Raw genomic sequence first — 18,181 nt, 5'->3', positions numbered from 1 at the left:
GATGAATACAAACAACCGCTCACGGAGAGGTGTTAGCGACAAATTATACAAAGGCTTCATTTACGTTATACTGATCGCTTTAGCCATCCTCATCCTCATCCCTGTTCTATGGGCATTCATGGCCTCCATCAAACAAGACAGTGAGTTTTACGGCAGTCCCTGGGCACTTCCCGCCGGGATGCATTTACAGAACTTTGCTGATGCATGGCTCAAGGCAAAAATGGGTTCTTTTATGCTCAATTCCGTTTTGGTGACGGTAATCGCACTGGTGCTTCTGCTTATGGTGGCATTGCCTGCGTCCTATGTACTTTCTCGTTTTAAATTTAGAGGGAACGGATTCTGGAATATGATGTTTATGGCGGGTTTGTTTATTAATGTAAACTATATCATTGTTCCTATATTTCTGATGCTTAATAACGGCGACAAGATGCTCCGCGGCATTCTGGGGCACCCTGTATTGCTGAACAACCTGTTTATTCTTGCGGTGGTTTATGCTGCGATGGCACTGCCCTTCACGATCTATCTCATGTCGGGATATTTTAAATCGCTGCCCAAAGAATTTGAGGAAGCGGCCTCGGTGGACGGTGCTGGCTATTTCCGTACTATGGTGCAAGTCATTATGCCTATGGCCAAACCCAGTATCGTAACGGTTATTCTGTTCAATTTCCTGTCCTACTGGAACGAATATATTATCTCTATGACGCTCCTAACCAAACCGACCCTGAAGACATTACCTGTCGGCTTAATGAACCTGATGGCAGCGCAAAAATCCGCAGTTCAGTATGGTCAGATGTATGCAGGTCTGGTGCTGGTCATGCTTCCAACCTTGATTATATATATTCTGGTACAAAAAAAGCTAACCCAAGGTATGACGATGGGCGGGCTGAAAGGATAAGGTGCGATGATGGAAGACTTTACAAAGAATTATTTGCGTAATTTGTTGATGCTGATTGTTTTTATCGTCGGTATCGGATTGGTCATTGTCGGCCAAAAGAACATTGGAGCCCCTGGACTGGGTCTCATGTTGCTTGGGCTCGCTATGCTGATCGGTCTGCTATGGCTATATAACCGAAAATATAAATAGAGGAGTTTTCAACCATGAGTACAAAAAGAGGACGTGTAACGATCCCTACTGATTTAGACGTTATTCCGCAAACCCTGGAGATCATGAAACGCTGGGGAGCCGACGCTGTGCGTGACTGTGATGGAACTGACTTTCCCGCTGAGCTGCGGGATATTGATGCCAAGGTCTATTCCACTTATTATACAACCCGTAAGGATAACGTATGGGCTAATGCCAACCCTGAAGAGATTCAACAAATGTATTTGATGACTCCCATTCATACGGCTGAAGGCGAAAGCATTTCCATTTCCCTTATGAAGGGGATTTATCCCGACATGCTCAAAGTGAATTGTCGCGACGATATTCAGCGCTGGTGGGAAGTCATCGATCGTACAACCGGAGAGGTCGTTCCGACCGAACAATGGAGCTATGACGACAAAATCGGCGATGTCACCATCACAACCCAGCCGTTCCATGACTATACCGTTAGTTTTTTGGCTTATATTATGTGGGATCCGGTTCATATGTACAATGCGGTCACCAATGAATGGAAAGATGTCGAGCATCAGATTACCTTTGATGTTCGTCAACCGAAGACTCGTGAGTATACGATGGAGCGAATTCGCAAGTTTATCGAAGATCATCCTTATGTCAATGTGATTCGCTATACAACCTTCTTTCACCAATTCACCTTGGTTTTTGATGAGCTCGCTCGTGAAAAATATGTGGACTGGTACGGCTATTCTGCCTCAGTTAGCCCTTATATCCTCGAACAGTTTGAGGAAGAGATCGGGTACAGGTTCAGACCTGAATTTATTATCGACCAAGGTTACTACAATAACACCTATCGAATACCTACGAAGGAGTTCCGTGATTTTCAAGCATTCCAACGTCGTGAAGTGGCGAGGCTTGCCAAAGAAATGGTCGATATTACTCACGAATGCGGTAAGGAGGCCATGATGTTCCTGGGTGATCATTGGATCGGCACAGAACCATTCATGGAGGAATTTGCATCGATCGGTCTGGATGCCGTAGTCGGAAGTGTAGGTAACGGTTCAACACTAAGACTGATCAGCGACATCCCGGGAGTGCAATATACGGAAGGTCGTTTCTTACCTTACTTTTTCCCGGATACCTTTCATACAGGCGGGGACCCCGTAAAGGAAGCCAAAGAAAATTGGGTCACCGCACGACGCGCGATTCTCCGCAAACCGATCGATCGAATCGGCTACGGCGGATATCTTAAGCTAGCCCTTGATTTTCCCGAGTTTATTGAATATGTAGAAAGCGTTACGGATGAGTTCCGTACGCTCTATGACAATGTACAGGGAAGCTTGCCGTATTGTGTCAAGTCGGTAGCCGTGCTCAACTGTTGGGGCAAAATGCGGGCCTGGGGGAACCATATGGTGCATCATGCACTTTATTACAAGCAAAATTATAGTTATGCCGGTATTATTGAAGCTCTCTCTGGTGCACCTTTCGAAGTGAAATTCATCAGCTTCGACGATATCAAAGAAAATCCGTCCGTCTTAGATGATATTGACGTCATATTAAACGTTGGGGATGCAGATACAGCCTATACGGGCGGAGAATGGTGGCTGGATACGGATATCGTTACGGCCATAAAAAGGTTTGTTTATGAAGGCGGTGGATTTATCGGTGTTGGCGAACCCACAGCGCATCAGGCGAATGGGCGCTTTTTCCAACTGGCCAACATCCTCGGTGTAGAGGAAGAACGTGGCTTTACGCTGGGTTATGATAAATATAACTGGGATGAGCATGAACATTTCATTTCGGCAGATTGTAAAACCAATCCGGATGGAAGCAAGGAAATCAACTTTGGCGAAGGAAAGAAAAATATTTTTGCCCTAGAAGGAACTACGATTCTTCGTCAAACGGACAAGGAAGTTCAACTCGCGGTGAACGAATTCGGCGACGGGCGAAGCGTATATATAAGCGGTTTACCATACAGCTTCGAGAACAGCCGCTTGCTGTATCGTGCGATTCTTTGGAGCGCCCACAGCGATCAGGAGCTGAACAGCTGGTTCAGTGAGAACTATAATGTTGAGGTTCATGCTTATGTGGAAAAGGGCAAATTCTGCGTGGTGAATAATACGTATGAGCCACAGGAAACCGTCGTTTATCGCGGTGATGGCTCCAGCTTCTCACTGAAGCTGGATGCAAATGAGATCAAGTGGTACGAAATATAAAAATCTAGCATTCTATTGTAGGAGGAACGATTTGATGCGGAAAAAAAATAATAAAATGATATTCAAATTATGGATTTGGATGATGGTTTTATTGGTTGCTTCAAGTCAGTTGATGGTACTCCCTAGCAATACTGTTTATGCTACTTCAGGAGAATTTGGTGATTTGCCAATTGAGCCACAGGAAAAAACGATCGAGAGCATCCCCCCGATTAAGGTTGAAACATACGTTGATGAGCAGCCAGCTATTCCATCGGTAATACAAGCAGTATACAGTGACAGCACTACCGCAGAAGTCATGGTGAGCTGGGATCCAATCGAATCTTCTGACTATGCGCAGGTAGGGACATTTACCGTAAAGGGATCTGTAGAGGGAACGAGTATTAAAGCTGAAGCTGCAATCACGGTTCTTGAAAAGGATATGGAAACAACAGGGAATGTAGATATAGGTGCTTTCCTAGAAGAAGTCAAAAATAATGTTCCAAGTAATCAAGAGGTTGTTTCTTATATGAATAACTATCAGTCTATGGAACCGGAAACCATGACTTTCGTCAAAGGAAATGGAACTACTTCAGTAAACAATGGATTGACAGTAACAATTAACAATCTGGGTGGCAGTGGAGCTATAGCAACATGGGATAAGGCTCCTTGGCTCTCCGGAGGAATCATAGATACAACGATGCGGTATACCAGCACAAACCAAAGCAATATTGGATTTGTTCTAGGATCTAATGATAGTAACCAAGGCATAGCTATTCGTTATGATGCCGGCACAACTTGGGTTATTCAGAGTCCGGATGGTACAAGTAAGTGGGAAACATTTGACGGACCAGAACTAAAAATGGACACAGATTATCACATTCAAATCGGCTTTAATGGTATAAAGCTTCTGATCATTGTAGACGACGTGACTTATTACAATAAGAATACTGATTTATTGAGTTCGTTGTCTGGATTAGGTCAAGTCGGGCTGTATAAGCGCTATGCTACAGGAGAGATTGCCATCAAGAGTGTGAGAATTGAAGGTGTGGGCACGAGGGAGAAACCTTCAAACATTGTTAATTATGTTCAAGATTATGAAGACTCCAATTATACCCCCCATTGGTCAGGGCTGAAAGCAGCGGTCGTGACGGATATTACGGGCAATAAAGTTCTCTCCCTTAAAAAAGGATCTAGCGAACGAGGTGTGGATCTGGATTCGCCACAAATTCAACAAGGAACTCTTTCATTAGATTTCAAACTGGTTAATCCGGACAAATTGATTAGCGGACAAGGATTTGCGTTTGGTTTCAGAATGAATGATTCAGCAAGTATTTTCAATGAACTCGGGGTTGATCCGAGCAGCTGGATACCGGAGTCCAATACGGGCTGGGGAGATAAGCAAGAGATTCCTTATCCGATTCAAGGGCGTTGGAACAATCTCATGTTTAATTTTAATGGTAAGAAAATAACGGTTTTTTTGAATAAAAAGCGGATTGGCGATATTACTTTTGAACAGTATTCTGAAGCAGCTGGGCGCTTCGGGCTACGCATTAGAAGCACTGTAGAGCTTCAAATCGACAATGTACAATATACGAATGAGATCATTGAACCCAAACAAATTGCACAATACAGTAATGATTTTGAGGATGGAATTAAAGGTACTTGGACTGGTGCTGATTCTACAATTATTACAGAAGGTAGTAATCGGGTATTGAGACTATCCAATATCAAAGACAATGTAATGAACTTGGATGCACCGTCCTTGCAAAGCGCCACATATATGTTGAATGTGAAGCCAGCAACATCGGATATCGGATTTGTTATAGGCGATGGTGCTATTGTGAAATATGAAGGCACGAAATGGGTATTGTTGAATAAGGATGGGACCAGCACTGACTTTGTCATTTCTGATGCGATGGAATTCAATCCTTTACCTAATACCTGGAACAAAGTTGGACTTCAATACTCTGATCATTCTGTGATCTTAAGTATTAATGGCGCTACATTGCAAGCAAACTTACCGACAGTGCAGCAACTCGGGGAAGGGTCTTTTGGGGTAGTTGCGCAGAATTACATTTATATTGATAATGTTGTTTTTACTGAAGAATTCCTTGATATGAATACGTCTTCATCCCATGTTGGCAAGCTGAGATATGAAGAGTACTATGAAGGTGATTCAATCGTAAATTGGGAAGGCTTCAAGGATACGCCGCAAGTTTCTAGTGGATATTTGCAAGGGATGTTGGATGCTGGAACGGCTGCTATCAATAAGGATGTAACACCAGTAGCCAACGGCATATATCAAGTGAAAATGCAGGCGGATGGAGCTGCGGGGATTACACTTGGAAATATCGTGATTTACGAAGAAAGTCCGGGGAATTGGAAATACAAGCTGGAAGGCAGTAATGATGCCTTTGAGATTGGTGCTACTACTACACTTGCTTCTGGCAAAGATTACACGCTACGTGTAGAAATGATCGAGAACGAGCTAGGCCTTTACGTGAATGGAATTAGGGCTGGCAGTGTGAATGTAACTGGATATACACCAGGTTCATTTGGCATCTACAATTCTGCGACCCATGCGATTCAAGGCAAGATAGACGCGATCACTGCAGAAGAGGTTCGGGTGTATGCACCAGATTATAATGCGCAGAACTGGGGTCCTCTTGATAACAGTAAACCAGAGGTTCTTGCGAATGGAAATAGCCAAATCCGATTGAACATGCCAGGGGTTTCATTAGCCGTGGATAAGGATAGCCCAAAATTCGCTGATCAGCTACTCACTTTTGATTTTAACACGAATGTTTCCGCAGGATCAGATGGTGGCCGTTATGGTTTTATCGTGAGAGGTTCGGCAGCTGACAAATATGTAGGTGTCGTTCATGATATTAATGGGAAATGGAAGGTCACAACAAGTAACGGGAATGAGATATCCTTTCCCAATACGTATCAGATGCAGGCCAATACAAATTATCATATTGAGCTTCGTTTGGTGGGAACAACGGTTAGTCTCAACATTACGGGTCCTGATGGCGTAGCTACAGATATGGGTTCGATAATTGAAGAATCGATGGCTGTTGTGCCGGGTTGGTTTGGTCTTCGTTCATGGTATGGAACCAAACAAATGACGGTGAGTAACCTCAAAATGGTCGAACTTGAGTCGCTACCTAAGCTGAAGCTGGCGCAAGAGACAGATACGATTGAGAATGATGGTATGACCGTTAGTGTATATAAAGATTTTCCAGGCATTGTAGAGTATCAAGTGGATCATCACAAGCTGCAGGCTGACGTGGAGCAAACGAATAGTGTGAAGATTAATAATAAGGATTATGTACCACGTACAGTGTCGAAGAAAGAGAGTGCTAGCACATATCAGTACACGATGACTTTTGATGAGATCGGCGTTGTGATTGATGGGCATCTCGAGGCAAAGGCGAACAATGTAGTCCGATTTGAAATTGATAAAATTTCCGACGGCCCGGATTTCTTTGTGCGTTCAATTCAAATGAACAACGCTCTGATTCATGTGAATAGTTCAATGAAAGACGCATCGTATGCATGGAGTAAGTCAAACGGGGAGTGGCACGGAGTCTCAGAGGAACTGGTTGACGATATGTCTCTTATGAAGCAAAGCGGTACGACCGGTGTAACGATGGCTATGGTGAGTGGAGATGGCCTGGCAGCATCGGCAGAGGACAATGTCATGAGCGGTGGCAATAAATTGATAATCACCACAGAGAAAAAAACGCTTGTCAATAAAATAACGGTGAAGCCAGGCAGTTGGACGTATCGACATCTTCAAAGTAGTGAGACTGAAGAGTTGCCATGGTATGAAGTGGTCGTTACTGGGGAACGCAATAATGACGATAAGACAGATTGGCAGGATGCTGCTGTCGCTTACCGAACGGAAATTTACAATGAGCCATTTGGCGCACAGGATATGAAGAACAATATGATGTACATTGCCTTCAATTTTGCGAGTCAAGCTAATGATCCGTTCTTGAACAGTTTGGATACGGGAAAAGTTCTGTATAATTTTACAGACGGTTTTGGACAGATGATTCTGCATAAGGGCTATCAGGCGGAGGGGCATGATGATGATATTCCTTCCTACTCTAATATTGGTATAAGACAAGGTGGATTGGATGATTTCAATTATTTGATCGATGAGGGGGATAAGTACAACCTTCACGTCGGCGTACATTTGAATGCAACCGAATATCATCTCGATGCCAACGAACTGGATTACTCCAATTTAACTGGGGCTACAGCTAATGGACCGAAGACAGATAAGCTCTCCAAAGGTTGGGATTGGATCGATACAGCTTATTATGTAGATCAAACGAAGGATGTCCTGAGTGATGAACTGAAATCACGGTTAACCAATCTATATAATCTCACGAAGGACGCCAACAACCCTAAAGATCCTGCGTTAGATTTCTATTATGTAGACGTGTATACCGGCAATGACTACAATGCCTATAAATTGTTGCAATATGCCAATGGTCTTGGAGTCAAAGTAGGAACAGAATTCTCAGGTCCGATTGAACCGGGTGTCGATTTCGTTCACTGGGGTCCGGATTTGGGATATCCCAATAAAGGGAACAAGAGTATCCTTTCTAGAATGGTGAAGAACAATCTGGATATTTTTGTGGGGAACGCTTTATTTAAAGGACAAAAAATTCCTGGTGTGACCACTTGGGGGGATTCTAAGCCAGACGTACAGCAGGGTGTAACAGTATTCTTCAATGAAGTATTGCCGACGAAGTATATGCAGCATTTCGGTGTGCTGAAATATGAAGAAGACCAAGTAACTTTTGATAATGATGTCGTCTCTAAGAGAAATAAATCCACCGGTATGATTGAGCTTACCAAGAATGGCAAGCTGATCTCTTCTTGGAAAGATACCGGAACAACTACCGATGAATCAGTGCGTCATACAGGTGAGGCTAACTCGTTAATCCCATGGGTGTGGGATATAAAAGCTAATCAAACCTTGGGTATTAACGATGGTGCGAAGCTGTACCACTGGAACACAACAGGTAACTCGACCACTTGGCAGTTGACGGATGAATTTAAAGATGTGAAGCAGTTTAATATGTACGAATTGACCCAACAAGGTAAAGTTCTAGTGGATACGCTGGTCGCTCGGAATGAATCTCTTACGATTACGAAGGCAAAGAAAAATACGCCTTATGTATTGTATCCAACAACTGCTGATGCCCTGACTTTGGTGCCTAATGCAGGGAATTGGGGAGAAGGCAGTTTGATCAAGGATTTTGCCTTCAATTCAGAGAAGTTCAATGTTCCAGGTTCATGGACAGTCGATGATCCAGCAAACATTACAATCAAGACTGTTCCAGGGGATACAGAATACGATATCACTAAAGAAATGAACAAATCGAATTGGAACAGATACGCAGAGGTCGGCAGTAATTCAGGTGTAATCTCGCAGGAGATTACCGGATTGCAGCCTGGTCAGGATTACACCGTCGGAGTGTGGACACAGACTGAAAAGGGGAGGAAATCCTCGCTTCAGGTCACGGTTAATGGTCAAACCTATTCCAATCATGTGACAGGTCAAGATGGCATCCATAAATCATCCTTCAAGTACGTGGACACCAAATGGCAAAGAATGAATGTTGAATTCAAGGTTCCGGAAGGCATTCATTCCGCGACAGTTAAGCTTGTAGCTGATCGGGGAGCGGGTACTGTTCAATTTGACGATGTACGAATTTGGAAGCATACAACTGTAGAGAAGGACCCTACGAATAAGAGCTACGTTGTATATGAGGATTTTGAAAATGTGTACGAAGGCTGGGGTCCTTTTGAGTACGGTGGTGGGGATAGGCAAATTCATATTGCAACCGATCAAAGTAATAAACAGGATGACAACCCTGTTGTATCCGCATCTGAGAACAAGGTTGGTCCTGTAATGACCTGGGTTCTGGATGGTGAGAATTCGTTGAAAGTGAATGAAACCGATGTTGGTAAATTAATAAAAACGAATGAATCCAGCGTGAAAATGGAACCAAACACAGAATATGACTTAGGCTTTATTTACACCTTAGAAAAGTATGCTGGTTATGAGGTTTCTGTACAATCACGCTCCACTGGTGAAATTGTGCTGAAGGAAACACTGAGCACACTACCTAATCCGGGTAATAAAGAGGGTGAAGATGGGGGTTATATTCGCTTCCAGAAAAAATTCACGACAGGTGATCAAAATGATTACCAAGTTATTTTCAAAATGGTATCCAAAGGCGCTGGAGGCCCTACTTCTGATTACGCCTTCATTCTGGATGATTTCTACATTAAAGAAAAATTAGCAGTTAACATCGTATCTATTGAGAGTGTACAGGTTGAAACGGAAGCTGGCTCTATACCGATATTGCCTTCGCAAGTGACTGTATCCTTGAGTAACGATACGACTGAGAAGGCCACCGTTGTATGGGAAACGATTGATCCTTCCCTTTACGCACAGGCAGGTACTTTTCAGATGAAAGGCGCGGTCAATGGGACGGACATTAAAGCGATTGCGACTGTCAAAGTAAAGGCGAAAGACAACAGCAATCCGGGTACAAATCCAGGAACAGGATCAAACCCAGACACTGGATCAAATCCAAGCACCGGATCAAATCCAAGCACTGGTACGAAACCCGATACCAAGCCTAATCCTGGTACAGGAACAAATAATGGGTCTGATCAGGATAACCAAACTGGAGCTAAGCCGGATACGGGTAACACCAAACCCAAAGCATTTCTCGATACGGTTGGACACTGGGCAAGCAAGGAAATTGAAGCTCTTGTGAGCAAAGGGATTATCAAGGGCATGAATGATCAGAAATTTGCTCCAGATCTGACGATAAACCGTTCTGAAATTGCAGCGATGTTAACCCGAGCATTTGCTCTTAAGGCTGAAGGGTCATCATCATTTAAAGATGTAACCGAAGATAAGTGGTATAAGGATGATGTTCGTGCTGTGGCGGATGCAGGTTTGTTTAAGGGGTATGCGGGTAATTTATTTGAACCTATGAAACCCTTAAGCCGTGAAGAGATGGCCGTTATTATAGTAAGAACCCTTGAGATGAAAGGGAGGTTGCCAGAAGTCTCCGATACAACGCAAATGGTACTGTCTAAATACAAAGATGCGGATAAGGCTGGAATCTGGTCCAGGGAAGCATTAGCGATTTGCATTGAGCTTGAACTCATTCAAGGAACACCAGATCACAAGCTTAATCCGAAACGTAATCTGACCCGGGCTGAGGCAGCTGTTTTATTTAGCAGATTATTAACGTATTGTGAAAAGGGCATCATCTGATTTACCTAGTTGAAAAATATTCAAAAAGGCAGACCGACTTCCGGTTTGCCTTTTTGCCATGCAAACGTATAATGAGAGCTTGAAGGGAGAGGAACGCCATGACCATCGAAGCCAGCTTCCGCCGGGCCAATCAAATATGCAATCGTTATATTACAAAAGTGGAGCAAACAGGGCTTTCATTGTCCATTTTGTATTGGGGATTCATGCCCGATCATTTCGACAATGCCTTCCACCGGCATTCCTTTTTTGAGGCTTGTTATGTGGTAGACGGTGAAGGAAGCTACATAGAACAAAACCAGCATTATGCTTTAAATAAAGGAACAGCATTTCTATCTCTTCCAGGCGTATGGCATCAAATTCGCAGCCAGACCGGACTGACACTTTCTTATGTGGCTTTCGAACTGGATGAAGTCCACACAGATGTTTATTATACTGAATTCTTCCGTCGTCTTGCGGAGCTTGGACAAAGCGTAGCCCAGCAAGCGGACCTTACGCCAACTGGCCATTTATGGCAAGCGCTCATTACTTCTTTCGACCAGCCTGGGGCAACTCTTCCTCTTGCTGTAAAGCAAATTTCCGCTTCTCTGCTGTTATCGATAGCAGATCTGCACGTTCCGACTCAAACAGACTCGGCCGACACGGGAGAGCAGCCCGTGGAACCAAATACGTTGTTCCGACAGGCCAAACGGTACATTGATGATAATCTGATCAATGAGCTTACGCTTATGACGGTGTCAAGGCACCTCCACATTTCATCCCGTCACCTGACCCGATTGTTTCAGGAAAATCTAGGGCAGTCCTTCGTTCATTACATTCAGGAACGGCGCGTGCGGCAAGCCGCTGGGCTGTTGTTAAATGAACAGACACCAATTAAAGATATCGCTATCCAGTGCGGGTTCCAATCCGTGCATTATTTTACCCGGATATTCACCCGTGAGCTTGGTGTTTCCCCGGCCAAATTCCGACGCAATCAGTTTGCCGAAGGCCGCTCTGGCAAAATGCATTACCCACCCCGAATGTCCTGATTGTACAAAAACACAGCTTGATCGTTTAAAGACAGCACCTCCAACTCCCTATACAATGATGAACATAAATCGATATAGAGTTGGAGGTTTTAAACATGCCCCGAATAGCCCCTTTGGCCTTTCAAACCAACCCAATTAATTTCATTCAGCTTCAGCCCGACCAAGAGGCAGAACCGGGGATCTGGAATGCGTATGAAGAATGGCTTGATCTAATTTGGCCCGAATGTGTACAGAATGATTTGCTTCCTTTTTATATGGTCATTGACGGTACGCATGGTGCCGCATTCAGCGAATGTCTGGAAATACTTCGGTCGCGCTGCCACCTAGAGAGCAGGGTTTTAATTGAGATTGACAGCGCTGATTATTTAAAGTCTTCTGCAGATTTGCTTCAGCAGTTTCACCCTTATCTGACGGATAACCGTGCTTTTGGCGTTGTAGCCTCGGACGTCAGCGTTAAGGATTATTTCCGGCCATATGCACAGTCGGTCTGGCTCAGTGATGTAGATGATCAACTTCGGCTTTATCATTCCCCTGAACATGCAGAGGCCCAGTCGCCGAACGTAGATCAGTTAGCCCCCATCGTTGTGACCTTTGGGCCTGGCTCTGGTTTCCTTTCTACAGCATCAGGTTTAACGAACGTTTCTCTATTTTGCGACTTATCGAGAGAAGCACAGCAGAAACTGCATCAGCAGGGGATGGGGTCTCTGGGGTTAGGTCCTTGCCTGGATACGGTCGAAACCTATAAACAGGCCTTGTTTCTGGAGTGGCCCGTCTGGGAGGAATATCGCAAACGCCACTTGTATGACTTTGACTACTACGTGGATACGAACAACCGGGAACGACCCATTTTGGTCACCGTTCCTATGCTGCGCCGACTTTTGGCTTCAACAGCCCAGCAGCCTTTTCGAGTAAAGCCGTTTTTTGCACCGGGGATTTGGGGCGGACAGTATTTAAAAGAACTATGCGACCTACCTAAGGATTGGAATAACTGCGCATGGGGGTTTGAACCTATCGCACCGGAAAACACGATATTAATCGGTTATCGGGATTTTATAGTGGAGCTTCCTTTCCCGCTATTACTGTCTGCTCATCCAGAAGCAATTATGGGCGAGCGCAATGTGCAACTGTTTGGCGACTATTTTCCGATCCGGTTTGATTATCTCGATACGATCGACGGGGATCATCTGTCTTTGCAGGTCCACCCCCAGCAGGCTTACATCGAGCAGACCTTCAACGAAACGATGACGCAGCAGGAATCCTATTACATTATGGAACAGAAGGAAGGCACCAAACCTTTTGTGGGACTGGGTTTCACAGAGGGTACAACCGGGGAGGAGCTGCTTCAGGCGGTTGAATCGGCCCACACCTTGGGACAACCGCTGAAGATCCCAGAATATGTGAATATTTGGGATGCGAATAAGGGTGACCTGTTTCTGATCCCGCCGGGAGCCGTACATTTTTCGGGCAAAAACAATCTGGTGCTGGAGATCTCTTCGACAACCTGGTGGTTTACCTTCAAAATATACGACCATTTGCGGCTAGACAGAGACGGGCGGCCGCGTCCGATCAACGGCGATCATGCCAGAGCCAACATGCAGGAACAGTTTGACACGGAATACGTTCAGAAGCAGTTGATAGCGGTTCCAAAGGAAAGCCGGGTACAGGGAGACAGCAAGGAAGAGCTGCTGGGCGAACGGGAGGATCTGCTTTTTCAGATCAAAAGATTAAAACTGGACGGAGAGTGGATCGACGACACGGCTGGAGAGTTTGTTATGTTCAACCTCGTAGAAGGCGATCGTGTGCGGCTGACTCCGCTGGATGATGAGGCAGCGGCTGTGGAGTGGGGGTACGCGGAAGCGTATATCGTTCCTGCCTCCGTCGGAGGTTTCCGTCTGGAGTCTCTGGGTGACCGATCGTGCACTCTGATCCGGGCACAGGTTTCGCCAGACTGGAACATGCCTTTGCTCCCGCATCACTGGAAATCTGGTGAGCGCTTATGAACCCTGACGTCACGATTGCCATTGATGCCGGGGGGACCTTTTTGAAGGGTGCCGTCGTACTGAGTGACGGGAATCTTCTGCCACAACTTTATGTCAAAAGGTCATCGCACTCCGACAGTAGCGCGTATGAAATCGCCTCCAATCTGGCTGGCGTGATCCAGGAGCTTGCCGCTGCATACGTCGCCTACATGGAGAGGCTAAGTACCGATAAAGGGACCCGGGGCACTTTTGCCAATTTTCACATCGGTTTTGCTTTCCCCGGACCTTTTGAATACGACACAGGCGTTTCCCGTATCCAGGGATTGAATAAATACGAGCAGCTTTATGAATTCAATCTAAAAACACTGCTGCGGTGTGAATTAACGGCGCTTGCAGCGGAGCCCACTGCTGCTACATGGATGACCCAGCTTGCCGCCGCAGATATTCGTTTTGGCAATGATGCTGCCCTGTTCGCTCTGGGGGTCAGCAGGCTTTTTCCACAGGACAGATTGCTTTGCCTTACATTGGGAACGGGCCTCGGCTCCGCTTTTGTTGAGAACCAGTCCATTGTCAGCGGGAAATGGGGAATTCCCGACTCTGGCATGTTGTATGCCGAGCAATACAACGGAGGAACCGTGGATGATCTGTTCGGAAGCCGAGGGATTTTGGACTTGGCAGATAGCCATGATGCTCGAAGGCAGGGAGAGGACGTGTACCATCTGGCCATAGCGGCCAGACAGGGGAATTCCTCCGCCATCCGTGTATGGCAGCTTTACGGCCAGCGGCTTGGGGAAATGTTGCGTCCGTACGTGGCAGAGTTTCGCCCCGCTCGTCTGATCCTGGGGGGACAAATTGCCGAAACCCATGATCTATTTGGCGGCGCGCTTTCGGAAGCGCTCTTGCCCGAGAAGATTTCTCAGCATAATGAGAAACAAATGCAAGAGCATGTGTTCCACGGGATTTTCCAACTCGTAAAAGGTACCTAATCCACCAATAAAGGAGAAAAAAAGATGACACTCGAACAACAAATCAAACAGGCCGCCATCCCGACGCTTAAACGGAAATGGAAAATATATGTCATTCACCATTCCCATACTGACATTGGTTATACTGACCGGCAGGAGAAGATTGAACAATATCATATCGATTTTATCCGTCAGGCGCTGCGTATTGTTAATGATGCCCATAACGGTGTAAACCCCGAGTGGAAAGGGTTCCGTTGGACCTGTGAGACCTTCTGGGCTGTGGAGAAATTCCTGAAGCAGGCTCGAGACGAGGAAAAAGTTGCATTTGCTGATGCCGTGCGGCGCGGCGATATCGAGCTCTCCGGCACGTATTTGAATATGACCGAGCTGCCCGACCTACAGTTGTTGAACAAAATACACAGCAAAGCTCAGACATATGCCAAATCTATCGGTCACCCAATAGACAGTGCGATGACGGCGGATATCAATGGCTACAGCTGGGGATATGCCGATAGCCTGCTAAATAACGGAATCGGACATTTATTCAGCTGTATACATACTCATCACGGCATGTATGCGCTGGGCCGCAAGCAGTCCCCTTTCTGGTGGGAAGCTCCAAGTGGGGAACGCCTGCTGGTCTGGAATGGAGACCACTACATGCTTGGCAACGAGCTTGGTTTCTGTCCTGGTGCGCTTGGCAAATACATGATTCGTGATGAATTCGGCCACAGACTTGTGGAAACAGCGAACATTCATAATCAAATCGCCAATATTCGCATCCACCGGTACTTGGCCCAGCTTGAGGCGGAGCAGTATCCATACGATTTCGTGCCGATGATGCTGTCCGGATTGCCCACAGACAACGGATCGCCCAATAGCGCAATCATGGAATGGATCGATGCATGGAACCGTCAAAACGGCGAGGGAATCTCCGTGGAGATGAGTACGTTGAGTGGCTTTTTTGCCCGCTTGAAGGAGGAAGGGACGGATGGTCTGCCTGTGCATAAAGGGGATTGGCCTGACTGGTGGTCGGACGGTGTAAGCTCCACACCGATGCACACTCAGATTTACCGTGACGCACAGCGGACACTTCGCAAGGTGGAAAAGCTCGACCCTGAACAGAAAAGTGTTAGTCTCCAGGAAATCGAGGCTGTAGAGCAGGCGCTTACTTTTTATGCCGAACACACTTGGGGGTATCACTCCTCTGTTTATGAACCGTGGCACAAAAATGTGCAGATGCTTGAGGTTCGCAAGACAGCTCACGCTGCAGAGGCAAGCAGGCTTGCTTACCGCGCGCTAGATCAAGTGCTGCTTGCCGATAATGCCGCCACCTTGTGCCCGGGGCGTCCTTATCGCTTCAAGGTAACGAATCTCTCGGAGCGGGAGGTAACCGAGTTGGTTCAGTTGAAGCTTGAAGGATGGGAACCGGATGAGCTATTGAACGGAGTAGAAGTAATCCGGGAGGACACGGGACAGGTGCTGATCCAGCAGTCAAGCCACCCGCAGACGATTATTGCGGAGCTTAAACTCCAAGGCATGGAGAGTTGCATACTGATTCTGCGCCCACTCCTGGCAGCGCAGAAGAGTCTTTCTTCCTTAACGTCAACCTCCAATTCGAAGCTGATCGGTGCTGACCAGGTGTATGATATGGAGGATATGTATTCCTTAACGACAGGCGGACAGCAAGCGCCGATCTCCGTTTGCCAAACTGGGCTGGAGTCCCCTTTTGTACGCTTGACTTGGTCGAAAGAGCGCGGCATTGTGTCGTGGATCGATAAGGAGACAGGACGCGAACTGCTGAAAGCGGATGATCTGTATGGGGCATTTACACCCATCTATGAGGTGACCAACCCGGCGAACCCTGCGGATGCATCTCAGGTATGGAGCGTCCGTTCCAAAATGGGACGCAACCGTAAAGGCTTGAACGTGGAGCGTTCGGTTGGTCAGCTTATCTCCGTGCGAGCGGTGGATAATGGACCGCTGTATGCTACCGTTGAGCTTGGTTATCAGCTCAAGGGTATCGCCTATTTTTCACTACACTTGCGGATCTATACCCGTCAAAACCGGATGGATATTTCGGCGCGGTTCCATAAAGAGAGCATCTGGAATCCGGAGAACGTTTATCTGGCCCTACCGTTCAACCCGGGAGGCACTGGGCCGGTTTCCCTGTTTGCCGACAAGCCAGGAGGCCTTGTTCGCCCCTGGAAGGATCAGATTCCGGGAACTTGCCTGGATTATTCCGCTGTACAGTCGGGCATTGCCTGGCAGGATCATGACCGCAGTCTGCTGCTTGCTGTCCCGGACACACCTCTCGTACAATGGGGAACGCTGGATTACGGGACCAGAAAGGTCCACACCCAGCAAGCACCTGACGCTCAACCGGAAGCCTATGCCTGGCTGATGACAAATTATTGGGAAACGAATTTCAAAGCGACCTTGGGCGGCTTCTATGAGTTTCAATATCATATTTCGGCTGGCAGCAGACTTTCAGCTGAAGATATGGCCGCAGCTCTGCAGGCGTTGAACGAGCCATTTGTAGTTACCCGGGTTAACGAAAAATAAACCGAAGAGCAAAAGCCCTGACTCATTTAAGATCAGGGCAGGCATTAGATAACACGTAGCAGATATAGCTTATAGCCAACAAAACAACAACCAGCAGGCTTCCATGTGGAGGCTTGCTGGTTGTTGGCGTTCGGTCTTTTAGTTCGTGTAAGATTTGGCGTTTTTGCTTAATGATGTAGTTAAAGCTGAAATGTATTTAAACCTACTCTTGAGCTGCCTCTAGCTCAGTAATTTGCGCTTTGTATTGCTTCAGAAGGTCGGCAAGGGAAGTCTTGATTGCCGCTTCGTCCTTTGCTGTTACAGCATTATTCAAATTACTTTGTGCTAAGAAGAATGCACTCGCAGCTGTAGTACCGCTAAATTGAAGACTTTCAGCATTTGCTATAACCGCGCTTGTTGTTCCGGTTGATTTTTCGTCAAGATTCAGAGGGCTGACGGCAATTGCAACTCCAGATTCTGCATTCTCAACTAATCCTTTCAGATCCGAACTGCTTGTGGTAATGGAGAAAGACAAGGTGTTCTTATTTTCGGAATTAGGTAATTTTTCGGCTTTTACACTCTCAACTGAGGTAAGTTTGCCTTCCTCAACCTTTAAGGCTTGCATTTCTTTGATCTCACCTGGTTTGGCGTTCTCGGAAACTTTCTTCCATTCGTCAGAGTCTACGTCAACAGCAACCAAAGTGGCCATTACTTGGGATGTATAGTTTTGTGAAAGCAGTTTATTGTAACGGGCTAGCGTTTTTTCCCATTCGCTTACTGTTTCTGGCGCGTACTTTTTGGCCTGCTCCACCGGATTAGCCAATGTAAAGGTCGCAATGGCGGATTTAGCTTCTTTCAAGGTAGTAGTTCCATTTGTAACAGCATTTGCGTTAGCGGCGCTGTCGGCATTCGCGACAATCGGTGCGGAGATCGCAGTGAGCAGCAGGGCGGACAGGGCAACATTTCTGAATTTAAAACTGTAGTTCATTTTGTAACACTCCTTATGGTTTGGTTTGTCTTACAGTTATCAATTTACCGGAGGAGTGTGGCACAATATTGGTGTAATTGTGGAAAAACAATGGCAAAGCTCTTCCCATA

At 46.2% G+C, this 18,181-nt stretch carries 9 protein-coding genes; 8 read left to right on the top strand and 1 reads right to left on the bottom strand.

What is annotated here, in order from left to right:
* The first annotated feature begins 1 nt into the window (after position 1).
* The 8 genes from BLV50_RS08375 (at position 2) to BLV50_RS08340 (ending at position 17,104) form a co-directional block, all read left to right on the top strand.
* A complete protein-coding gene (locus tag BLV50_RS08375) occupies positions 2-895 on the top strand; it encodes a carbohydrate ABC transporter permease (protein WP_090806958.1) in 894 nt (297 codons plus the stop codon).
* 9 nt (positions 896-904) lie between these two features.
* A complete protein-coding gene (locus tag BLV50_RS08370; protein ID WP_064640798.1) occupies positions 905-1,084 on the top strand; it encodes a DUF6903 family protein in 180 nt (59 codons plus the stop codon).
* 14 nt (positions 1,085-1,098) lie between these two features.
* The gene (gnpA, locus tag BLV50_RS08365; RefSeq protein WP_090806956.1) at positions 1,099-3,273 is read left to right on the top strand and encodes a 1,3-beta-galactosyl-N-acetylhexosamine phosphorylase; all 2,175 of its coding nucleotides are present in this window, start codon (positions 1,099-1,101) and stop codon (positions 3,271-3,273) included.
* A 34-nt stretch (positions 3,274-3,307) separates the two neighbouring features.
* Entirely contained in the window at positions 3,308-10,573 is a 7,266-nt protein-coding gene (locus tag BLV50_RS08360) for an endo-alpha-N-acetylgalactosaminidase family protein (protein ID WP_177031141.1), read from the top strand.
* 98 nt (positions 10,574-10,671) lie between these two features.
* Positions 10,672-11,598: an AraC family transcriptional regulator gene (locus BLV50_RS08355; RefSeq protein ID WP_090806952.1), complete on the top strand. Its 927-nt coding sequence runs from the start codon at positions 10,672-10,674 to the stop codon at positions 11,596-11,598.
* A 95-nt stretch (positions 11,599-11,693) separates the two neighbouring features.
* Entirely contained in the window at positions 11,694-13,598 is a 1,905-nt protein-coding gene (locus tag BLV50_RS08350; protein ID WP_090806950.1) for a class I mannose-6-phosphate isomerase, read from the top strand.
* A 188-nt stretch (positions 13,599-13,786) separates the two neighbouring features.
* Positions 13,787-14,563 carry an ROK family protein gene (locus tag BLV50_RS08345; protein WP_218135376.1) on the top strand — a complete coding sequence of 259 codons (777 nt, stop codon included), beginning with the start codon at positions 13,787-13,789 and terminating at the stop codon, positions 14,561-14,563.
* A gap of 24 nt (positions 14,564-14,587) precedes the next feature.
* The gene (locus BLV50_RS08340; protein ID WP_090806946.1) at positions 14,588-17,104 is read left to right on the top strand and encodes a glycoside hydrolase family 38 N-terminal domain-containing protein; all 2,517 of its coding nucleotides are present in this window, start codon (positions 14,588-14,590) and stop codon (positions 17,102-17,104) included.
* A 202-nt stretch (positions 17,105-17,306) separates the two neighbouring features.
* Here the strand turns inward: BLV50_RS08340 and BLV50_RS08335 are convergent, their stop codons facing one another.
* The gene (locus BLV50_RS08335) at positions 17,307-18,071 is read right to left on the bottom strand and encodes a hypothetical protein (RefSeq protein ID WP_090806944.1); all 765 of its coding nucleotides are present in this window, start codon (positions 18,069-18,071) and stop codon (positions 17,307-17,309) included.
* Positions 18,072-18,181 lie beyond the last annotated feature (110 nt).

Source organism: Paenibacillus sp. 276b (assembly GCF_900107875.1).
Lineage (GTDB): Bacteria > Bacillota > Bacilli > Paenibacillales > Paenibacillaceae > Paenibacillus > Paenibacillus marchantiae.
The sequence above is the reverse complement of the archived record's forward strand: the minus strand, read 5'-3'. Positions and strand labels throughout refer to the sequence as shown.

Excerpts from the sequence above, each read along its gene's own strand:
- BLV50_RS08375 (WP_090806958.1), top strand. The coding sequence starts at position 2 with ATGAATACAAACAACCGCTCACGGAGAGGTGTTAGCGACAAATTATAC.
- BLV50_RS08370 (WP_064640798.1), top strand. The coding sequence starts at position 905 with ATGGAAGACTTTACAAAGAATTATTTGCGTAATTTGTTGATGCTGATT.
- gnpA (WP_090806956.1), top strand. The coding sequence starts at position 1,099 with ATGAGTACAAAAAGAGGACGTGTAACGATCCCTACTGATTTAGACGTT.
- BLV50_RS08360 (WP_177031141.1), top strand. The coding sequence starts at position 3,308 with ATGCGGAAAAAAAATAATAAAATGATATTCAAATTATGGATTTGGATG.
- BLV50_RS08355 (WP_090806952.1), top strand. The coding sequence starts at position 10,672 with ATGACCATCGAAGCCAGCTTCCGCCGGGCCAATCAAATATGCAATCGT.
- BLV50_RS08350 (WP_090806950.1), top strand. The coding sequence starts at position 11,694 with ATGCCCCGAATAGCCCCTTTGGCCTTTCAAACCAACCCAATTAATTTC.
- BLV50_RS08345 (WP_218135376.1), top strand. The coding sequence starts at position 13,787 with ATGGAGAGGCTAAGTACCGATAAAGGGACCCGGGGCACTTTTGCCAAT.
- BLV50_RS08340 (WP_090806946.1), top strand. The coding sequence starts at position 14,588 with ATGACACTCGAACAACAAATCAAACAGGCCGCCATCCCGACGCTTAAA.
- BLV50_RS08335 (WP_090806944.1), bottom strand. The coding sequence starts at position 18,071 with ATGAACTACAGTTTTAAATTCAGAAATGTTGCCCTGTCCGCCCTGCTG.